Here is a 14941-nt window from a genome sequence, read left to right on the forward strand (position 1 = left end):
TGGGTGAGACAATCAAGACTAAAGCATCAGACGAACAAAGCCAGACTAATGAAGTAGTCTGGCTTTATAATTTTCGGAATAGGCAACTAGGCAATACGTTAGAAATCAGTATCAGTCAACTCAAAGTTCTGTTTAAGACGAATAGAGCCATCCTCTTCAGTACCAGGCTGATAAATTATAGTTTCCGGCTGGGTCCCTTTCTGTACGTTGCCGATGTCGCGCTTACCGTTTTTGTTGGCATCCACAATCAATCGAACACGGTATTTGCCGGGTTTAAGGCGGGCGAAGCTATAACTCCCTGCTGTCCTTGACGTCCGTAGTACGGTGTATTTTTCGTCCAGCAGTTCAACTATCGTGTTTGCTCCGGGCGGTATGGCCGCCGACGGATTGATCTTGCCAGCAATCAGGCCGTAGCTATCCTCTTCAGCAATAGTGTATTTAGCAGTGTAGGCGGCCAACGTATCACCCTGCACACTAATGAACGCCCCTTTTCCTAACTTAAATAGCAAGCTATCCTTCAGGTTTGTCGACTGCTTGATTGATAACTGCGAGAAGTTGTTTGACCATCTCAAATTCTCAGCGGTCAACTGAAGTGGTTTGGTGCTATCAGTGCCAATGACAATTCGTGTCAGATCAAATTTCAGGATGGGTTTCGTAAAGGTGAGCGTAAAATCCAGGTTGTTGTCAATAGGCTCACGGGTTTGTGGCAGAACCTGAACGTTGAGCGGCCTGCGATCTTTTTCGCGCGTTTTCAGGGGCGAAAAATAGATGCGCTCTTTCAACTCAGTCCGATTACCTACCGAGTCAGCAACCGCGATAACAACATTAATCGTATCGTTAGCCGCCCGGGTAGCTGGCCGGAAAATCCGAATCATCTTGGACGACTCCAGAAACGAAATTAACGTATCACTGCTGTTCTTCGCGGTTGACGCCGACGTGGAAACAGCCGTTGTGGAAACAGCCGACGTAGATGCGGCCGTTGCTGCCCTTGTACTGTCCGTAGAAGTGGCCGACGTGGATGCGGCCGTCGTGGAAACAGCCGTCGTGGATGCAGCGTTTTTGCCAGGATAGGTTATCCGATATGAGGCAATTCCACTATTAAGCTCTAAGCCCAAGGTCTCGTCCGTCCGTTCGCGCCGGGTTACCCGCGGCTTGGTCGAACCCCGGAACGCCACCATGTTGACGTCCGTGTAGTTTCGATTCAGATTCAGTACGCTATCCCGGAACGCGACCCGCTCGTTGGGCGTATTGTTCACCAGATTCAGGTCTTTATCGTCGAAGCCATATACTTTGTACGGCCCTGCTTTGATGTTCTCAATGCGATAATTTCCGTTGCTGTCCGTCCGGGCGAAATACTGCGGTCGTTTGCGGGTGATGGGTAACGTATCAGTCGACGCAAATAAACCTACCAGAAAATTCAGCAAAGGCCGACGGGTTTCATCATCAACTACGTTACCGGTTAGATTCAACGAGTCGATCGTGCCACCCGTACTAAAAACGATTTTGGTATCCTTGGCAATGTTACGTTCCGTGATGTCTTTGATCCCATCAGCAAAGTTGATGGTGTAGGTCGTGTTTTTTTGAAACGGCCGTGAAAACGTAAGCCGAACGCCCTGTGGCAGCGACTTCGCAATAAACGTGTTGCTATCCTGGGGCGTCACCGTAACCTTTTGCTGTAAATTTTCGGTATTAACGTATTCATCAAATTCCAGCTCTACGATTTTTCCCTCGTAGTTCAGCTGGCGCATTTTGGGTACGCTACTCACAAGTTTCGGAGCAAGGGTATCTTTTTTTCCACCGGGTGGCTGGGCTACCTGCGCGCAGTTTTGTAACAGGATCGGAAGAGCAAAAAGAATGACAAAAAAGAAATGGCGGAACGTCATGTCAGTACACTAAGGCTACAAAGGTAAACGTCCGTTCATCGTTAAACTGTACCGGCTGTCATAAAATGGGTAGGGCTTTCGTTACGTTTAGAAAGAAATTTAGGAAAATTTAAGGCACCCGACAGGCTTATTGGCGCTCAACTCAGTTGTGCATGAGTAAATCCACGTTGTCTGTCACTACATAACCAACCCGTTACTACCTAAAAACCATTCATGCTTCGCATCCGCTTTTATCTCTTTTCACTCCTGATTTCTTCCGCCGTCTGGCTGACGAGTTGTTCCAGCCCCGCCGAAAAACTGGACACTCAGGTCAGCGATGCGCTCGATGATGAAAACATTGACAAAGACGAAGCCGACGCGCTCCGGGTGTACATCGAACAGGAAACAGACGCCCTCGTCGACGACAAAAAAACAAAGGCTCTGCTAACGCCTGACGGCAAAATTAATGAGTCGGCGCTGATCACTTTCGTCAAACGGAACCGAACGTATCGCAAGCTGGCCAAAGAAGGCAAGGAGCCTCCTATTGCCCTGTCAGGCGCCGTGGCCACGAGTGAGCCCCTACGGCTACGCCTGTACCTCGAAGCTAGCGGTAGTATGTTCCCCTACGATGCACCGGGCGGCAACGGCACGTTCAAACGAGCGCTCAACGACGTATTGACCGACTTTGAGGCTACTGCCCCCTACCAGGGAAAACTATTCGTCGTTAATACCGAGGTCAATCCGCTGGGCCTGTCCCTGCCGCAGTTTTTCAAGGAGAAAAATATCTTCACGATTGCCAAAACCAAAGGAAAAACGACGAGTACGGACTTCGAGAAAATCTTTCGGACGATTCTGACCGAAACGTCGGGCAGCGACTTGAGCGTCCTGGCGTCGGACCTGATTTATTCCGACCCAAGCTTAACCGGGATGAGCGCTCAGAAAACACTTGATGCCGCTAGTTCGCTGCTGACAACGGTCTTTACGCCCTTCGCCAACACCCATTCGATGCTGGTCCTAAAACTCACCGCCGATTTTGACGGAGTCTATTACAGTTCAAACAACGCCAAGCATCCCTACAAAGGGCAGCGTCCGTATTACCTCTGCCTGATTGGCCGCAACGAAGCCATGCAGAAATTCTACAGCGACCCGGCTTATCAGACGATACGTCAATTCGATCGACTGCCTGGTTACGAAAACTCCTGGTTTTTCGGTCGGGATACGAAAGCAACTACGCCGTATTATACCGTTCTGGTTAGTGATCCGGCCAAGAAAGGGCGCTTCAAAAAATCAAGCGAAGAAGTGCGGGAGAAAGCTAAAGCGATTCATTCACTTGACGATGTACAACCCGACGTATCCGATAAGCAACTGGCCATTCCCGTTGCCGTCGATCTGTCGGCTTTACGTTTGCCCGCTTCGCTGCTGACCGACCCAAGCCAGTACACCGTTGAAGGCAAAGACAATTTCAAGGTATCATCGGTACAAACGTATTCGGGCGCGAACGGTACGACGCATAAACTACTGCTTACGTCGGTGCAACCCGCCCGTGGCAAACGTACCGCGACAATTCGCTTACGTCGGCAGTTCCCACCCAAATGGATTGCGAACACCACGACAACCAATGATGCCGCGCCCGACGCTACGTCGACATTTGGCCTGCAAAACCTCTTACAGGGCGTCGAACGCGCCTACAATCCCAACAACCAAACCGAATATTTCACGCTAACACTCAATTTAGAATGAGCGAAAGAATGAAAGAGCGAAAGAGCGGCTGCACACTGCGACTGTTCTTTCACTCTTTCACTCACTCGCTCTTCCACTCTTTAAACCATGGAAGAATCGCTCTATAACTTTTATAACCTGTTCGTAAACAGCAGCCTGCTGGAAGATCTGTATCAGGAAGAACTGCTGTCGCCCCTGACCTGGACAGCGATTGGACTGGCGTTTGTTGTCGCCTTTGCGTTTTACATCTGGCCCTTTAACCGCGTTAGTTTCAGTGGGCTTGAACACTGGCTGACCATGCTGGGCGTGAGCGCCCTCCTGCTGTTCGTTATTACGTTGGTCACCTGCTATCAGAAGGCAGGTCAGGAAATTCCGCGCGACGAAGCCGATCCGGAACAGGGCTATCTGTTCGACCAGGGAGTTAGTACGTTCCTAAGTTTTTCCTTTGAAATGGCGCTACTGACGGCAATCATTTTCTTCGTAATCTCGATGGTAATGAAGAATTCCAGCAAAAACGCCAAACATCGGCCTATGCTCTGGCCATCGAAATAATACTAATCTCACCTCTGACCCTCCCGCGACGGCGGATCGCCCAAACCTGATCTTGTAGGGGCTTTGCTCTAACCACCCCCTCCTAAAACAGGGGGGGTGGTTGAAAGAATTTCTTCTAATTCTTCCCCTCCTGTTTTAGGAGGGGGCAGGGGGTGGTAACTGGCGGAAAACAGAAGGGACCGCTGCCGTGGGGTAAACCACATAAACCAAAAACTTATGGCTAAATTATTTGTGTTCGCCATTGGCGGAACCGGCTCGCGGGTGCTGAAGGCCCTAACCATGCTGCTGGCGTCGGGCGTTAAAATGAATAACACCGACGAGATCATTCCCATCGTACTAGACCCCCACGCGACGAACGATGATCTGTTACGGACGAAAGAGCTGTTACGTGAGTACGGTAATATCCGGGCGGGGCTGCAAACGAAACCGACCGAAGGATTTTTCAGCACCGAAATCAAAACGCTGAATCGGGCAATCGGCGGCAACGCAACCATCGCTGATACGTACGTCTTCGAGCTTCAGGGGGTGCAGCAGGAGAAATTCCGGGATTACATCAACTACGAAGGGCTGGACGCTCCGTCAAAAGCGCTGGCTGGTTTGCTATTCTCGGAAGAGAACCTGGAAACGAAAATGGACATCGGTTTCGTCGGCAATCCCAATATTGGGAGTACAGTTCTGAACCAGTTTCGGTACTCGGACGTATTTCAGGCGTTTGCAGAGAATTTCGGTGCCAACGACCGCATCTTTATCATCAGCTCAATCTTTGGGGGTACGGGCGCGGCCGGTTTCCCGATTCTGCTCAAAAATATCCGGGCCGCGCAGTCCATCGGCCAGATTTCAAATCCTGCCTTTCTGCGCGACGCTAAAATTGGGGCCGTTACGGTCATGCCGTATTTCAGCCTGACAACCAATGACAACAAGCTGATCGATCCGGCGTCGTTCATTGCTAAAACCAAAGCCGCGCTGAATTACTACCAGAAAGGCGTCAACCCGTCGGTCAACGCGCTATACTACATCGGCGACGACCAGACGAAAGCCTACGCTTACGACCCCGGCGCGGGCGGGCAGAAAAATGAAGCGCACTTTGTCGAAATGGCATCTGCGCTGGCCATGGTCGACTTCATGAATATGAGCGACAGCGAACTGGCCGTCAGCAACGGTCGTCCCAATAACCCGGTTTTCAAGGAATTCGGTGTGGAGCAGGACGGCACATCCTTCCAGCTCGGCAATCTGGCAGCAGCAACCCGGCAGATTATCAACCTACCGCTGGCCAAGATGGCGCTGTTCAGTACCTATCTCAACCAACGGCTGAAGTCGGCGGCCGGGAGTGTACAGTGGGCCAAAGCCAATCCGCCTATTTCGACGTCCTTCCTGAACTCGTCGTTTTTCAACAGCGTCAAAAACTTCGATACGGGCTTTCGGCAATGGCTGTCGGAGATGGGTGCCAACAAGCGGGGATTCGACCCCTTCCTGCTCGACGCGGGGAACCTGGGCCATACGGTGCGCGGCTTCGAACCCAAAAAGAAAGGAATCTTCGGTGGCGAGTCGGACGTAAAACTGGACATCGTCAACGATTTCGACCAGGTGCTTAACAAAACGGCCGAGGGCAAAGCCTACGTCAGTGAGCCCGATAAATTTATCCAGCTTTTCTCGGAAGGCACCGACCACTTCGTGCGCGAACGCCTGCCCAAAGTTATGGATTACTAACCCCCATCGCTCAGCCTTATGCCAACAACACTTAGTTTACATAACCCAACACCGGGCCTGCACTGGTACGTCAGTCGCCCGATGGGTACCGACCAGATTGCGGCCATCCGCGACCCGCAGGGCGGGCAAACCGTCAAGCAACCGACCTCCATCCCCAGCCCCTTCGCACGAATGGACCTGGTTCGGTCGGCGTTTCTGAACCTGGCCATGCGCCCGGACCTGAGCGGCACCATTAACGATCAGCGCGTGGTGTCTGACTGCCTGGATGTGGGCGAACTCTTTTTCAACTACGACAAGCTCAAAACGTTCGTAACCATTACCCCTTTCGACGTACGAACCAACCTTGATCAGCTTCGAAATTCATCGAATACCGGCCACCGACGGCTGGGTGATGCGCTGAAGTTGTTCCTGGATCAGGACGCACCGGAGTATAACTTCAACGACATCAACCGGCTGTTCATCCTCAGCTACCGGGGTCGTGTTGTGGGTGGTACCTCGCCCAAAACGCTATTTTTTAGTTCGGGCAATGACCTGAGCTGGGTAGACGTATCGATGGGCAACGACCGGCTGTTCGATCAGGCCACAACACCACTATACCAGCGCGACATCGAGTATCAGAAATTCTGGTACGCGATCAAGCAGTTCATGCCCAACTTCCGGGAGCGTTTCCGGGAGGTAGATGACTATCTGAACCGCAGCCGTGCCCTGTTGCAGCAGCACAACCCAACCCTATTCTACGAGCACATTGAACTACCAAACGGGCAACCCTTGCTGACCCGGGAGAAGTTCGACGCCGACTTCGACGAGCTAACGACTGGGCCGGGCGACATTGTGGAGGTACTGGGCTTCCCCTTGCGTAAGAAGAAATCTGACGTACGAGCCATCGATCAGGTCAGTGATTTCATTATCAAATCGGACAAGTACGCGCGGTTGCACCCGAACCAGCCGCGCCCGATGGCGTTACAGAACCGCTTTTTCCGGCAGTTCACGTATGTGCCGCAGACGCAGTGGAATCCGAATACCTCGGTACCTTATTACGTCCGCGAGTCTTGGAAGGAGAACCAGCGGTCGCTACCGGGGCAACCGGGCAACTACCCCTGGCTAACAGTCAGTGACATCCTGGAGCCGTACCTGATTCGGCTGCCATTTCCCACGGATCGGGGTCGTTTCTTCGACGGAAATTTGCAGACGCCTGCTACCGACAAAGGCTTTTTGTTGCCGCTGAAGAAAGATTTCTTCGACTTCTTCGACGTCGACGATCTGCTGACAGGCAAAGTCCGGCTGCGGATGATCCCACAGGGCAACGGCATCAACGTAACGCTCGACATTCCCGTTACGGCACCGGGGCAACCGGGCAACCAGTTCGTTACGTTCGAACGGGTGTACGCGCCCGTTGTTGGCAGCGCCACCTCGCCAAACGAGATTACGAACGAGGGGATCATTCTGGAAAACTCGTTTACGGTTAACATCTTCCCGTTCGTCCGGTCGGGTTCGGTAACCGTCCCCGCTGATTACCGGGTGCAGTTGATTGAATCCGGTTTTGACAACCAAAATCAGTACCAGCTGACGTATTTCCAGGCGTATGACAACGTAGCCGTTAAACCGGAATCAACGCACCAGCGTACGGTTCGTCAGCAGAACACGGACGGTTCGAGTGTGTACGACGTACTGCGTCAGGAGTTCGATTACGTTCAAACCAATATTCGCGCCGACGGCAAGGAGTTGAATGGCATCATCATTCCTCGCTGGAATGAGTACAACGGCGGCAGCAAGCAGTTTTCGTTCTCGGTCGACTTCGGAACGACTAATACGCACATCGAGTACAGCGTAGACGGCGGTACACCCCGCCCGTTCGACGTTGCTGACGTAACGCCCCAGGTCGCTACGCTGGTGGCCCCGGCGCAGTACAATCCGGCCCTGTTCGAGCTGTTCCTACTCTACGACCTGGAGTTTGTGCCACCAACCATTGGTCCCGGCAAGCCGGACAGTTTCCCAACGCGCACGGCCATTGCTGAACCACTGAACCTGAGTTTCAACCAGCAGACGCAGGCGCTAGCTGACTTTAACATTCCGTTTTACGTCGAACGGCAGCCCGCTGGCTCGAATCGAATTACGACCAACCTGAAGTGGGCGAAAGACAACAACCAGACTGAACGGCGGGTCGAAGCCTTCCTGGAGGAACTGTTAATGCTGATCAAAAACAAAGTACTGACCGAAGGCGGCAACCTGAATCAGACCACCGTGTACTGGTTCTACCCAGCCAGTATGACCCCCGGACGCGTCAGTCAGTTGCGTAGCGACTGGCAGAACCTGTACGAACGCTACATCGGCGGGGGCGCTGGTCGTCTTCGTGAAGTATCGGAGTCTGTCGCGCCGTTTTATTACTACAAACAAAATCCCACGCTCAGCGCATCGGCCCGGCCGGTGATCAACGTGGACATTGGCGGGGGGACCTCGGACGTGGTCGTCTACGAACGGAACGAACCTCGTCTGCTGACCTCGTTCCGATTTGCCGGCAACGCGATTTATGGTGATGCATTCAGCGAGTACGGGGCCGCTAGTCATAACGGATTTGTGCGCAAGTACGCGGATCGGATTCAGACGTTGCTGGATAGCCAGAGTCTGGGCAACCTCAGCGACAACAACCGACGCATCCTGGAGACCAACCGCTCGGAAGACATCATGGCGTTCTGGTTCTCGATTGAGAAGAGCAACGACGTAAAGGCGAAAAGTATGCTGTCGTTCAATGGCATGCTGTCGAAGGACGAAGACATGAAGATCGTCTTTGTGCTATTCTACACCGCGCTGTTGTACCACGTAGCCCGCCTGATGAAGCATAAAAACATCGGTCTGCCGGGCGCCATTACGTTCAGTGGAACGGGATCGAAGCTGCTCACCATTATCAGTTCCGACGACCAGATGCTGGGAAAACTGGCGCGCGCTATTTTCGAGAAAGTGTATGAGCAGCCGTACGACCTGAATGGCCTAACGCTGTTCTACGAACGCAAAGGGCCGAAAGAGGTAACCTGTAAAGGGGCCCTGATGCAGCCCGGTAACAGCCGCCCCGTCGATACGGAAGCGATCAGCTACATCTACCCCGCTACGTTCGAAGACGAATTTCCGGCGCTGACGTACGCCGATCTGCGCAAACCGGACGTGGTCGACTCGTTGCTGAAAGAAACCAATTCATTCATTGATTTCTTCTTCGCCCTGAATCAGCAGTTCAGCTTTATCCGGAACCTGAACGTATCGGCCCGGTCGCTGGCTATTGCGCAACAGGAATTACGGACGCACCTGGACACGTCGCTGATGGATGGTATCCAGCGCAAAGAAAGCGACGTTGCCGCCGAATACACCGGTATGGCTGACGCCCTGGCTGCGCCCATCGAAGAAACGCTGTTTTTTTACCCGCTCATCGGAGCGATTAACAAACTGGCCAACGCGCTGGCGTAATTATGCGGAAACCACCTCATACAAGTATACCGGTAGCCCTTGGATTAATTCTGTCTGCGTCGCTCGTAACGGCGCAGACACCCAATCCTAATGTGCAGGCTGTCGATACGCTGACCAAGGAAGTTGCTAAAGCCGTTTTTTCCAGAATTAACCAGCCTAAAGCGCAGGAAATTTTAACTCAGCTCGAGGACTGCGGGGATGGTTGCGATGCCCAACAAGTTATTCGCGGAGTGGGCGGCTGGGACGCCGTTGGGGTAAAAATGGAAGAGCTAAGCGTTCTGAAAAACACAGCTCAGTTTCAGGCAATGTCGCCAGCCGACGCCAATCAGGCTATCCGACGGGAACTCGAACAGTTTTATATTCGCTACAAAAGCGATCGAAACTACGGCTCCCCTCTAAGTCCCTCTGTTCGGTCAGCGATCATGACAAAAATTGACCTGCTGCTCCCGCCAGCGCCAGCAACAGTTGAGGCTCCCGCCCAGGAAAATCCAGCGTCGTCAACTGCTCTGGCTGCCCAGACCGATGGCGAAACCGTCATTGCCCCCGCCGACCTGCGTATCAGTCAGTTGGAGCGGGCCGTTAAAGACGAACAGGAAAAACAACGTTGGATGAGTATTTTGAGCGCAGTAATTGGACTTCTGGTAGGAGCTGTTGCGGCTTACCTGCTGTTGAAAAATCGGGCAAAATCAGAAATTGATGATCTGAAACGGCAGAATAGTCAGCTCAGCCAAGAGAACGATCAGCAACGCAGAGCTACGGGTAATACGGCTCGAAACGCATCGTCAGATCTTCCTCCCCAAATCAAACAAAACCTGGCGACGTACAATGCGATGCTGACCGAACTGGGCGCCGAATCTGACCCGGTTGCTGCCATTCGGAAGCTGAAACAAACCAACCAGACGAAGCCAGCCCCGGTGCCCCGGGCTCCTTCGCCACAGCCGTTACATTCCGGGGGGCCGCTTATCGAATCGGCCTCTAAACCAGCGGTACCGCAACCCTCCCAGACGCAGGCCATGCCGCCCCCGGAGCCAGTAGCTCCGGTGACTCCTCCACCAGCGCAACCATCGGCTCCGCGCAGTGAAGTGTTTTACTGCCCTCCACCTGATCCAAATGGGCAGTTCGATATCAATCAGAAAAGCGCTACGTTATCACCTGAGTCGGCCTACCGATTTAGCGTGAGCGCCGAGAAACCTGCCGTGGCTTCTTTCCGTTTTGAAGCCGAACCAGGCCGGGTCTCGCGCTTTCTGACGTATCGTAATTACATGATCGAACCCGCCTGCGATAGCGAAAACAGTTATTCGTCGTCGCATACCCGGATCATCATACGTCGGGACGGCGAAGCTGCGCTGGAGAATGGTGTTTGGCGCGTCAAAACCAAAGCCCTGATTCGCTATGAATAAATTACTGGTGCTGCTTTCGCTGATTGCCCTGCTTTACCTGTCCGGCTGCTCGGGCTGCTCGCGCTCGGGCAGCCACCAGCCCCGGCGGGGAAAACGGGCGCGTACGGAACAATCAGCCCAGACACCAGCTGCTACTCCACCCGCATCAACCAGCCCCACAATGACACAGATTGGGGACGGCCCAACGGAGGTTGCAATGGAAAAAGAGAACGGCGTGTACAAAGTACCCGTTACGGTGAATGGCGTACCGATGAATTTTATTCTCGACACGGGTGCCAGCCTTATTTCCATGTCATCCACCGAGGCTGAAAAGCTGTACCGGCAAGGGGCCATCAGCGAATCGGACATTATCGGAAAATCTCAGTTTCAGGATGCCAAAGGTGATATCTCACCGGGCGCCATCGTTCGGTTAAAATCGGTGCGAATTGGCGATCGTGTCCTGGAGAACGTAAACGCCAATATTGTCGGCAGCGCAAAAGCTCCTCTCCTGCTGGGTCAGTCTGCCTTATCGCAATTCGGTAAAATTTCGGTGGATTACCGCCGAAATGTGGTGACGTTCGATTGATCTTTGGTGTTTATCGGATAGGGTATTTGTTTTGCAGTCCCCTGAAAAAAATAGCCAAAATAACGAACGCAACCCATGACGGAAACTGAACTCACTGACCGACTCCGAGAAACCATCGTACTGGATGGTCCCGATGCCTGGCAGCGTACCAGTTACCTTCAGGATGCGCAGGCTGCGGGTATCCCCCTGGCAACAGCCCTGAAACGAGCTGCGGAGGTCAACCAGGAAGTGGCCAACAATAGTCTGTTGTACCAAAATATTCGGGCGCGTATTGCCCGGATGGCCCAGCCCTCGCGTAGTCATCTGATTGAGCAGGATCTCCACCAGATCCTCAACGCGGCCACTTCGCTGAATCTTTCGCCCGATTTCGTTCGGAATCGGTGGGTGCCGGCCGTGCTTCAGCAGCAGGCTGTGGTGTCGGCCCCCGCGAAACCTGTCATTGATGAAACCCCGGCTCCTGTCGAATCCGTTACGCCAGAGCCGAAACCCGTTTTACCCGTTCCAGAACCCACGCCCATTCCGGAGCCGGAACCCATCAGGCAACCCGATCCACCCGCGCCGAAGCCAGCGCCTGAACCGGTCATCTCGGTTACCGAACCTGCGCCAATTTATCGGCCTGAGCCGAGCCGTATCCCCGAGAACCCGCCCGTTGTCCGCACGTTCACGGCGTCGCCCGCCCGGGTATATAAAGGGCAGAGCGTTACACTTACCTGGGACGTAGCGAATTTGTTAGCGGTTACGATTGATGATCTGGGCGAGGGTCTGTCACCCCAGAATCATGGCTGGGTCAAGCCCACTAAAACAACCGAATATACCTTATTCGACGCGAACAATACACCCTTGAGTACGGTTCGCGTCGAAGTGATCAAGCGAGATCGTAGCGGTATCTATGGTGTCTTATTTGCCGTGGCGTTGCTGGCGCTGATCTATTGGTTTATCAAGAACAACAACAGCCCACAAAAGACCGAGCCGGAGCGAAAGTCGCGCAGCGAACGACTCAAAACTTCCGAAACACGAAGCCAGTGGACAGAAACATCGTTGCCAGCGCCCCCGGTCGCTGAATCACCGGATACTACTGGCAAAATAAACAATGCCATGGACCTCAAGCCCAGCCTGGCGGACGAAGCCACGCCGGACGAGACGCCTGCGGCCGATCAAGCCTCAATGAAACAGGAGGCTACCGTAGCTGATGCCAGGCAGGGTAAATACGAAGAGTCTTTTGGGAACAAACCTTACGACAAAGTAGAGCTGGGAACCGATGACCGCGGCTGGCGCCGGGCCCGCAGCAATGGCCGGTGGGGATATATTGATGCCAACGACGAGTGGGTCATTGAACCCGAGTACGAAGCCGTTACGCCTTTTCGCGGCAACACCGCCGGTGCTTTTCTGAACGGGCAGCTAATTACCATTAACCGCTCGGGCGAGCAGGTCCGTACTCCCTGATTTAGAGACCCGTTGTTACAGTTAATTTCTGAAAGGATGTCCAGTACCCGCTGGCCGTTACGCCAATCCCATTACCCGATAACATTCTGAATTCGTACGGGCTGGAGCGTATTTCCTGTTCGTTGACGTAGAAACGCAGTGCCCCCCGATTACGCCGAATGCTCAGGCGATTGCGGTTTTTAGCGAGTGGAACTCCCGGACTAACGGGTACCTCCGACATGTAGTCACTCAGTGGTCTTCCGTTCACCACCCGTACAATAGTAACCTGTCCTGCCTGATTCGTGGTGAATGCACTGTAGTTCAACGAATCTTTCACCCCAAACAAAATCCCCCCCGTTGCAACGCGGCCCGAATCGGCGACGACATCGACTTTAATCGTGAACTGGTTTGACTGATTCAGGTCAATGTTAGTAGGCAGTTCGACGTAGCTGAACGCAGCCTGCTGGGTACGCACGTCCTTCTTTTGAATTTGATACGTCCCATTACCAATCTCGTAGTAGTATCCGCCAAACCGACCCGCCTTCCAACCGTTTCGGTTCGTGACAAAATCGCCCGTAAACGCCGGGCGGTACCCTTCGGGATTGGCTGGAGCCGTGCGTGACGACCGGTAAACAGTCGATGACGTAATGGCCGATGCCGGAGCAGATCGGGCGGGGGCATCAATCTTTACGTGCTGCCACGTACTGGAGCTTGACTGGATAGTAGGCTGTGGTCCAGTTGGTAATGATTGCCCCCAGGCTGTAAGGTTGATAACGATCAACCCAAAAAGCAGCACCCACGGAACATTCCAGCCCTTACGTATCATTCACTACTATAATAATATGCTCCTCAAAAGGAGTACGTCAGCACAGCCGTTGGTTGCCCAACCTGCCAGCCCGGCCGTACGATAAGTCCGGATAACTGGTTTGGCTGCCGACCGTTACGTAGCCCCCGCACAAAGGTAAGCACTACATCGATAGCGGTAACCAGGACAGCGCCCCTCGTCGCCAGGTAATACCGCTGATGGTGTTGATTGGCGGTCTGGTAATACGGTTCACCAGCCGTCACGTTCTTTTGTTCGAGGTACGTGTCGTACACGTCCAGCGACTTCTGGCGTTCCATCAGTCCGTAACCAAGCAACCCATAACAAGTCAACGTAATTAATGGCCGAAATCCTATTCTGGGGCGGGGTGTTTGCACGAAAATATTTCCAATGCCCGGAGCCACTGCCGATAACAATGCCCAGGCCGGACCAGCGTAACGTGTGCGGTTTACAGAATTAACGACCGGCTGGTCGGCTACCGGGTACGGTTGTGGAGCCGGGCGGTTAACGGGCGGTGGTGGCGGGGGAGATTTGATCAGGACAGTTGCCCGAATCTCTTCGTTCAAACTGTAATTATTTCCCAAAACGTCCCAGACGATACGACGATCTGATCCGGCTAGTACCCGCGTCCCCACGTCCCCCCGCACGAAACGGGGCAGAATGTACAACTCTCCCCGTAGTTGACTGCGTACCTGCAGGTAAATTGAATCCCCCGGACGAGCCTCCAGTAGATCGTAGCGTATTTCGAGTTCCAGCGAATCGGTGACGCGAAGCCGCACGTTCTCGACTCGCTGCTGAGCCAGGCCAGACCGCGTTAGTAAGAGAAATAAAAAAACAATAAAAATGTGGCGCATTATTCGTTCGTTCATCGACGCTATCTGGGCGTAACCGTTACTTGCTGGCTTATGGTGTACGTGTCATCACAGGTATTGACTAATACCAGCTTAACAGTATATGTACCGGCTTCCTCGTAATTGTACGTAACGCGGGAGCCGGTTCGAATGACGTTTTTGCCGTCACCGGGGTCCCAGGTTGCAATATCAATGGTTCCTTCCGGCTCCCGGAGAAAAAACGTGACGTCCAGGCGATCCTTTGTGACCCCAATGGCAGCTCGTGGTTTGGCACAGACCGGAAAATTTTTCCGCTCCAGGTCAAACGATTCGCAGCTGGCCAGCAGCACGACAAGAAAGCACCCGATCAAACGTTGTAGCATACAGTCAGCAATAAAGTTCGTGAGACTCACGCGAGCCCGCAATCTAATAGTAGTGATCGATCCGGCCCCCACGGAGCCCCTCGCATTAAAATTGACGAAAAACTATCTTTTTTGTAAATTTACTTATTCTCTACTGGCTTCAAGCCACGGCGCATACGATGACATTGTCAAGCGTATTTTCTATATCACAAATCGCGCCACTGCTGACGCTTAGCGTACTATTTA

General features: G+C 53.2%; 11 protein-coding genes. 7 read left to right on the forward strand and 4 right to left on the reverse strand.

What is annotated here, in order from left to right:
• Positions 1 to 98 precede the first annotated feature (98 nt).
• On the reverse strand, positions 99 to 1883 hold the full coding sequence (locus ACYVAD_RS00845) for an Ig-like domain-containing domain (protein ID WP_461137572.1): 1785 nt from the start codon (positions 1881 to 1883) through the stop codon (positions 99 to 101).
• Between the two features lie 213 nt (positions 1884 to 2096).
• On the opposite strand from ACYVAD_RS00845, the gene ACYVAD_RS00850 reads away from it, so the two are divergent.
• The 7 genes from ACYVAD_RS00850 to ACYVAD_RS00880 all read left to right on the forward strand — a co-directional run bounded on the left by ACYVAD_RS00850 (position 2097) and on the right by ACYVAD_RS00880 (position 12701).
• Positions 2097 to 3602, forward strand: coding sequence for a hypothetical protein (locus ACYVAD_RS00850; protein ID WP_461137573.1), 1506 nt, complete (start codon positions 2097 to 2099; stop codon positions 3600 to 3602).
• Between the two features lie 87 nt (positions 3603 to 3689).
• On the forward strand, positions 3690 to 4133 hold the full coding sequence (locus ACYVAD_RS00855) for a hypothetical protein (RefSeq protein WP_461137574.1): 444 nt from the start codon (positions 3690 to 3692) through the stop codon (positions 4131 to 4133).
• 216 nt (positions 4134 to 4349) lie between these two features.
• On the forward strand, positions 4350 to 5840 hold the full coding sequence (locus ACYVAD_RS00860) for a hypothetical protein (protein WP_461137575.1): 1491 nt from the start codon (positions 4350 to 4352) through the stop codon (positions 5838 to 5840).
• A gap of 18 nt (positions 5841 to 5858) precedes the next feature.
• Positions 5859 to 9293: a hypothetical protein gene (locus tag ACYVAD_RS00865; RefSeq protein WP_461137576.1), complete on the forward strand. Its 3435-nt coding sequence runs from the start codon at positions 5859 to 5861 to the stop codon at positions 9291 to 9293.
• Positions 9294 to 9295: 2 nt separating this feature from the next.
• Entirely contained in the window at positions 9296 to 10693 is a 1398-nt protein-coding gene (locus ACYVAD_RS00870) for a hypothetical protein (RefSeq protein ID WP_461137577.1), read from the forward strand.
• Positions 10686 to 11258: a retropepsin-like aspartic protease family protein gene (locus ACYVAD_RS00875; protein ID WP_461137578.1), complete on the forward strand. Its 573-nt coding sequence runs from the start codon at positions 10686 to 10688 to the stop codon at positions 11256 to 11258. Before ACYVAD_RS00870 ends, ACYVAD_RS00875 begins: the two co-directional genes overlap by 8 nt.
• A gap of 75 nt (positions 11259 to 11333) precedes the next feature.
• On the forward strand, positions 11334 to 12701 hold the full coding sequence (locus tag ACYVAD_RS00880) for a WG repeat-containing protein (RefSeq protein ID WP_461137579.1): 1368 nt from the start codon (positions 11334 to 11336) through the stop codon (positions 12699 to 12701).
• Position 12702: 1 nt separating this feature from the next.
• Here the strand turns inward: ACYVAD_RS00880 and ACYVAD_RS00885 are convergent, their stop codons facing one another.
• From ACYVAD_RS00885 to ACYVAD_RS00895, 3 genes are read right to left on the reverse strand one after another with little or no spacing between them, the layout of a single operon-like run.
• Entirely contained in the window at positions 12703 to 13506 is an 804-nt protein-coding gene (locus ACYVAD_RS00885) for a hypothetical protein (protein ID WP_461137580.1), read from the reverse strand.
• Between the two features lie 23 nt (positions 13507 to 13529).
• A complete protein-coding gene (locus ACYVAD_RS00890) occupies positions 13530 to 14372 on the reverse strand; it encodes a hypothetical protein (protein WP_461137581.1) in 843 nt (280 codons plus the stop codon).
• Between the two features lie 5 nt (positions 14373 to 14377).
• Positions 14378 to 14716 carry a PKD domain-containing protein gene (locus ACYVAD_RS00895; protein ID WP_461137582.1) on the reverse strand — a complete coding sequence of 113 codons (339 nt, stop codon included), beginning with the start codon at positions 14714 to 14716 and terminating at the stop codon, positions 14378 to 14380.
• Between the last annotated feature and the right edge of the window lie 225 nt (positions 14717 to 14941).

It is taken from the genome of Spirosoma pomorum (assembly GCF_054776615.1).

What these genes read in the sequence shown, in the direction of transcription:
- ACYVAD_RS00845 (WP_461137572.1), bottom strand. Translation starts at nt 1,883, where the DNA reads ATGACGTTCCGCCATTTCTTTTTTGTCATTCTTTTTGCTCTTCCGATC.
- ACYVAD_RS00850 (WP_461137573.1), top strand. Translation starts at nt 2,097, where the DNA reads ATGCTTCGCATCCGCTTTTATCTCTTTTCACTCCTGATTTCTTCCGCC.
- ACYVAD_RS00855 (WP_461137574.1), top strand. Translation starts at nt 3,690, where the DNA reads ATGGAAGAATCGCTCTATAACTTTTATAACCTGTTCGTAAACAGCAGC.
- ACYVAD_RS00860 (WP_461137575.1), top strand. Translation starts at nt 4,350, where the DNA reads ATGGCTAAATTATTTGTGTTCGCCATTGGCGGAACCGGCTCGCGGGTG.
- ACYVAD_RS00865 (WP_461137576.1), top strand. Translation starts at nt 5,859, where the DNA reads ATGCCAACAACACTTAGTTTACATAACCCAACACCGGGCCTGCACTGG.
- ACYVAD_RS00870 (WP_461137577.1), top strand. Translation starts at nt 9,296, where the DNA reads ATGCGGAAACCACCTCATACAAGTATACCGGTAGCCCTTGGATTAATT.
- ACYVAD_RS00875 (WP_461137578.1), top strand. Translation starts at nt 10,686, where the DNA reads ATGAATAAATTACTGGTGCTGCTTTCGCTGATTGCCCTGCTTTACCTG.
- ACYVAD_RS00880 (WP_461137579.1), top strand. Translation starts at nt 11,334, where the DNA reads ATGACGGAAACTGAACTCACTGACCGACTCCGAGAAACCATCGTACTG.
- ACYVAD_RS00885 (WP_461137580.1), bottom strand. Translation starts at nt 13,506, where the DNA reads ATGATACGTAAGGGCTGGAATGTTCCGTGGGTGCTGCTTTTTGGGTTG.
- ACYVAD_RS00890 (WP_461137581.1), bottom strand. Translation starts at nt 14,372, where the DNA reads ATGAACGAACGAATAATGCGCCACATTTTTATTGTTTTTTTATTTCTC.
- ACYVAD_RS00895 (WP_461137582.1), bottom strand. Translation starts at nt 14,716, where the DNA reads ATGCTACAACGTTTGATCGGGTGCTTTCTTGTCGTGCTGCTGGCCAGC.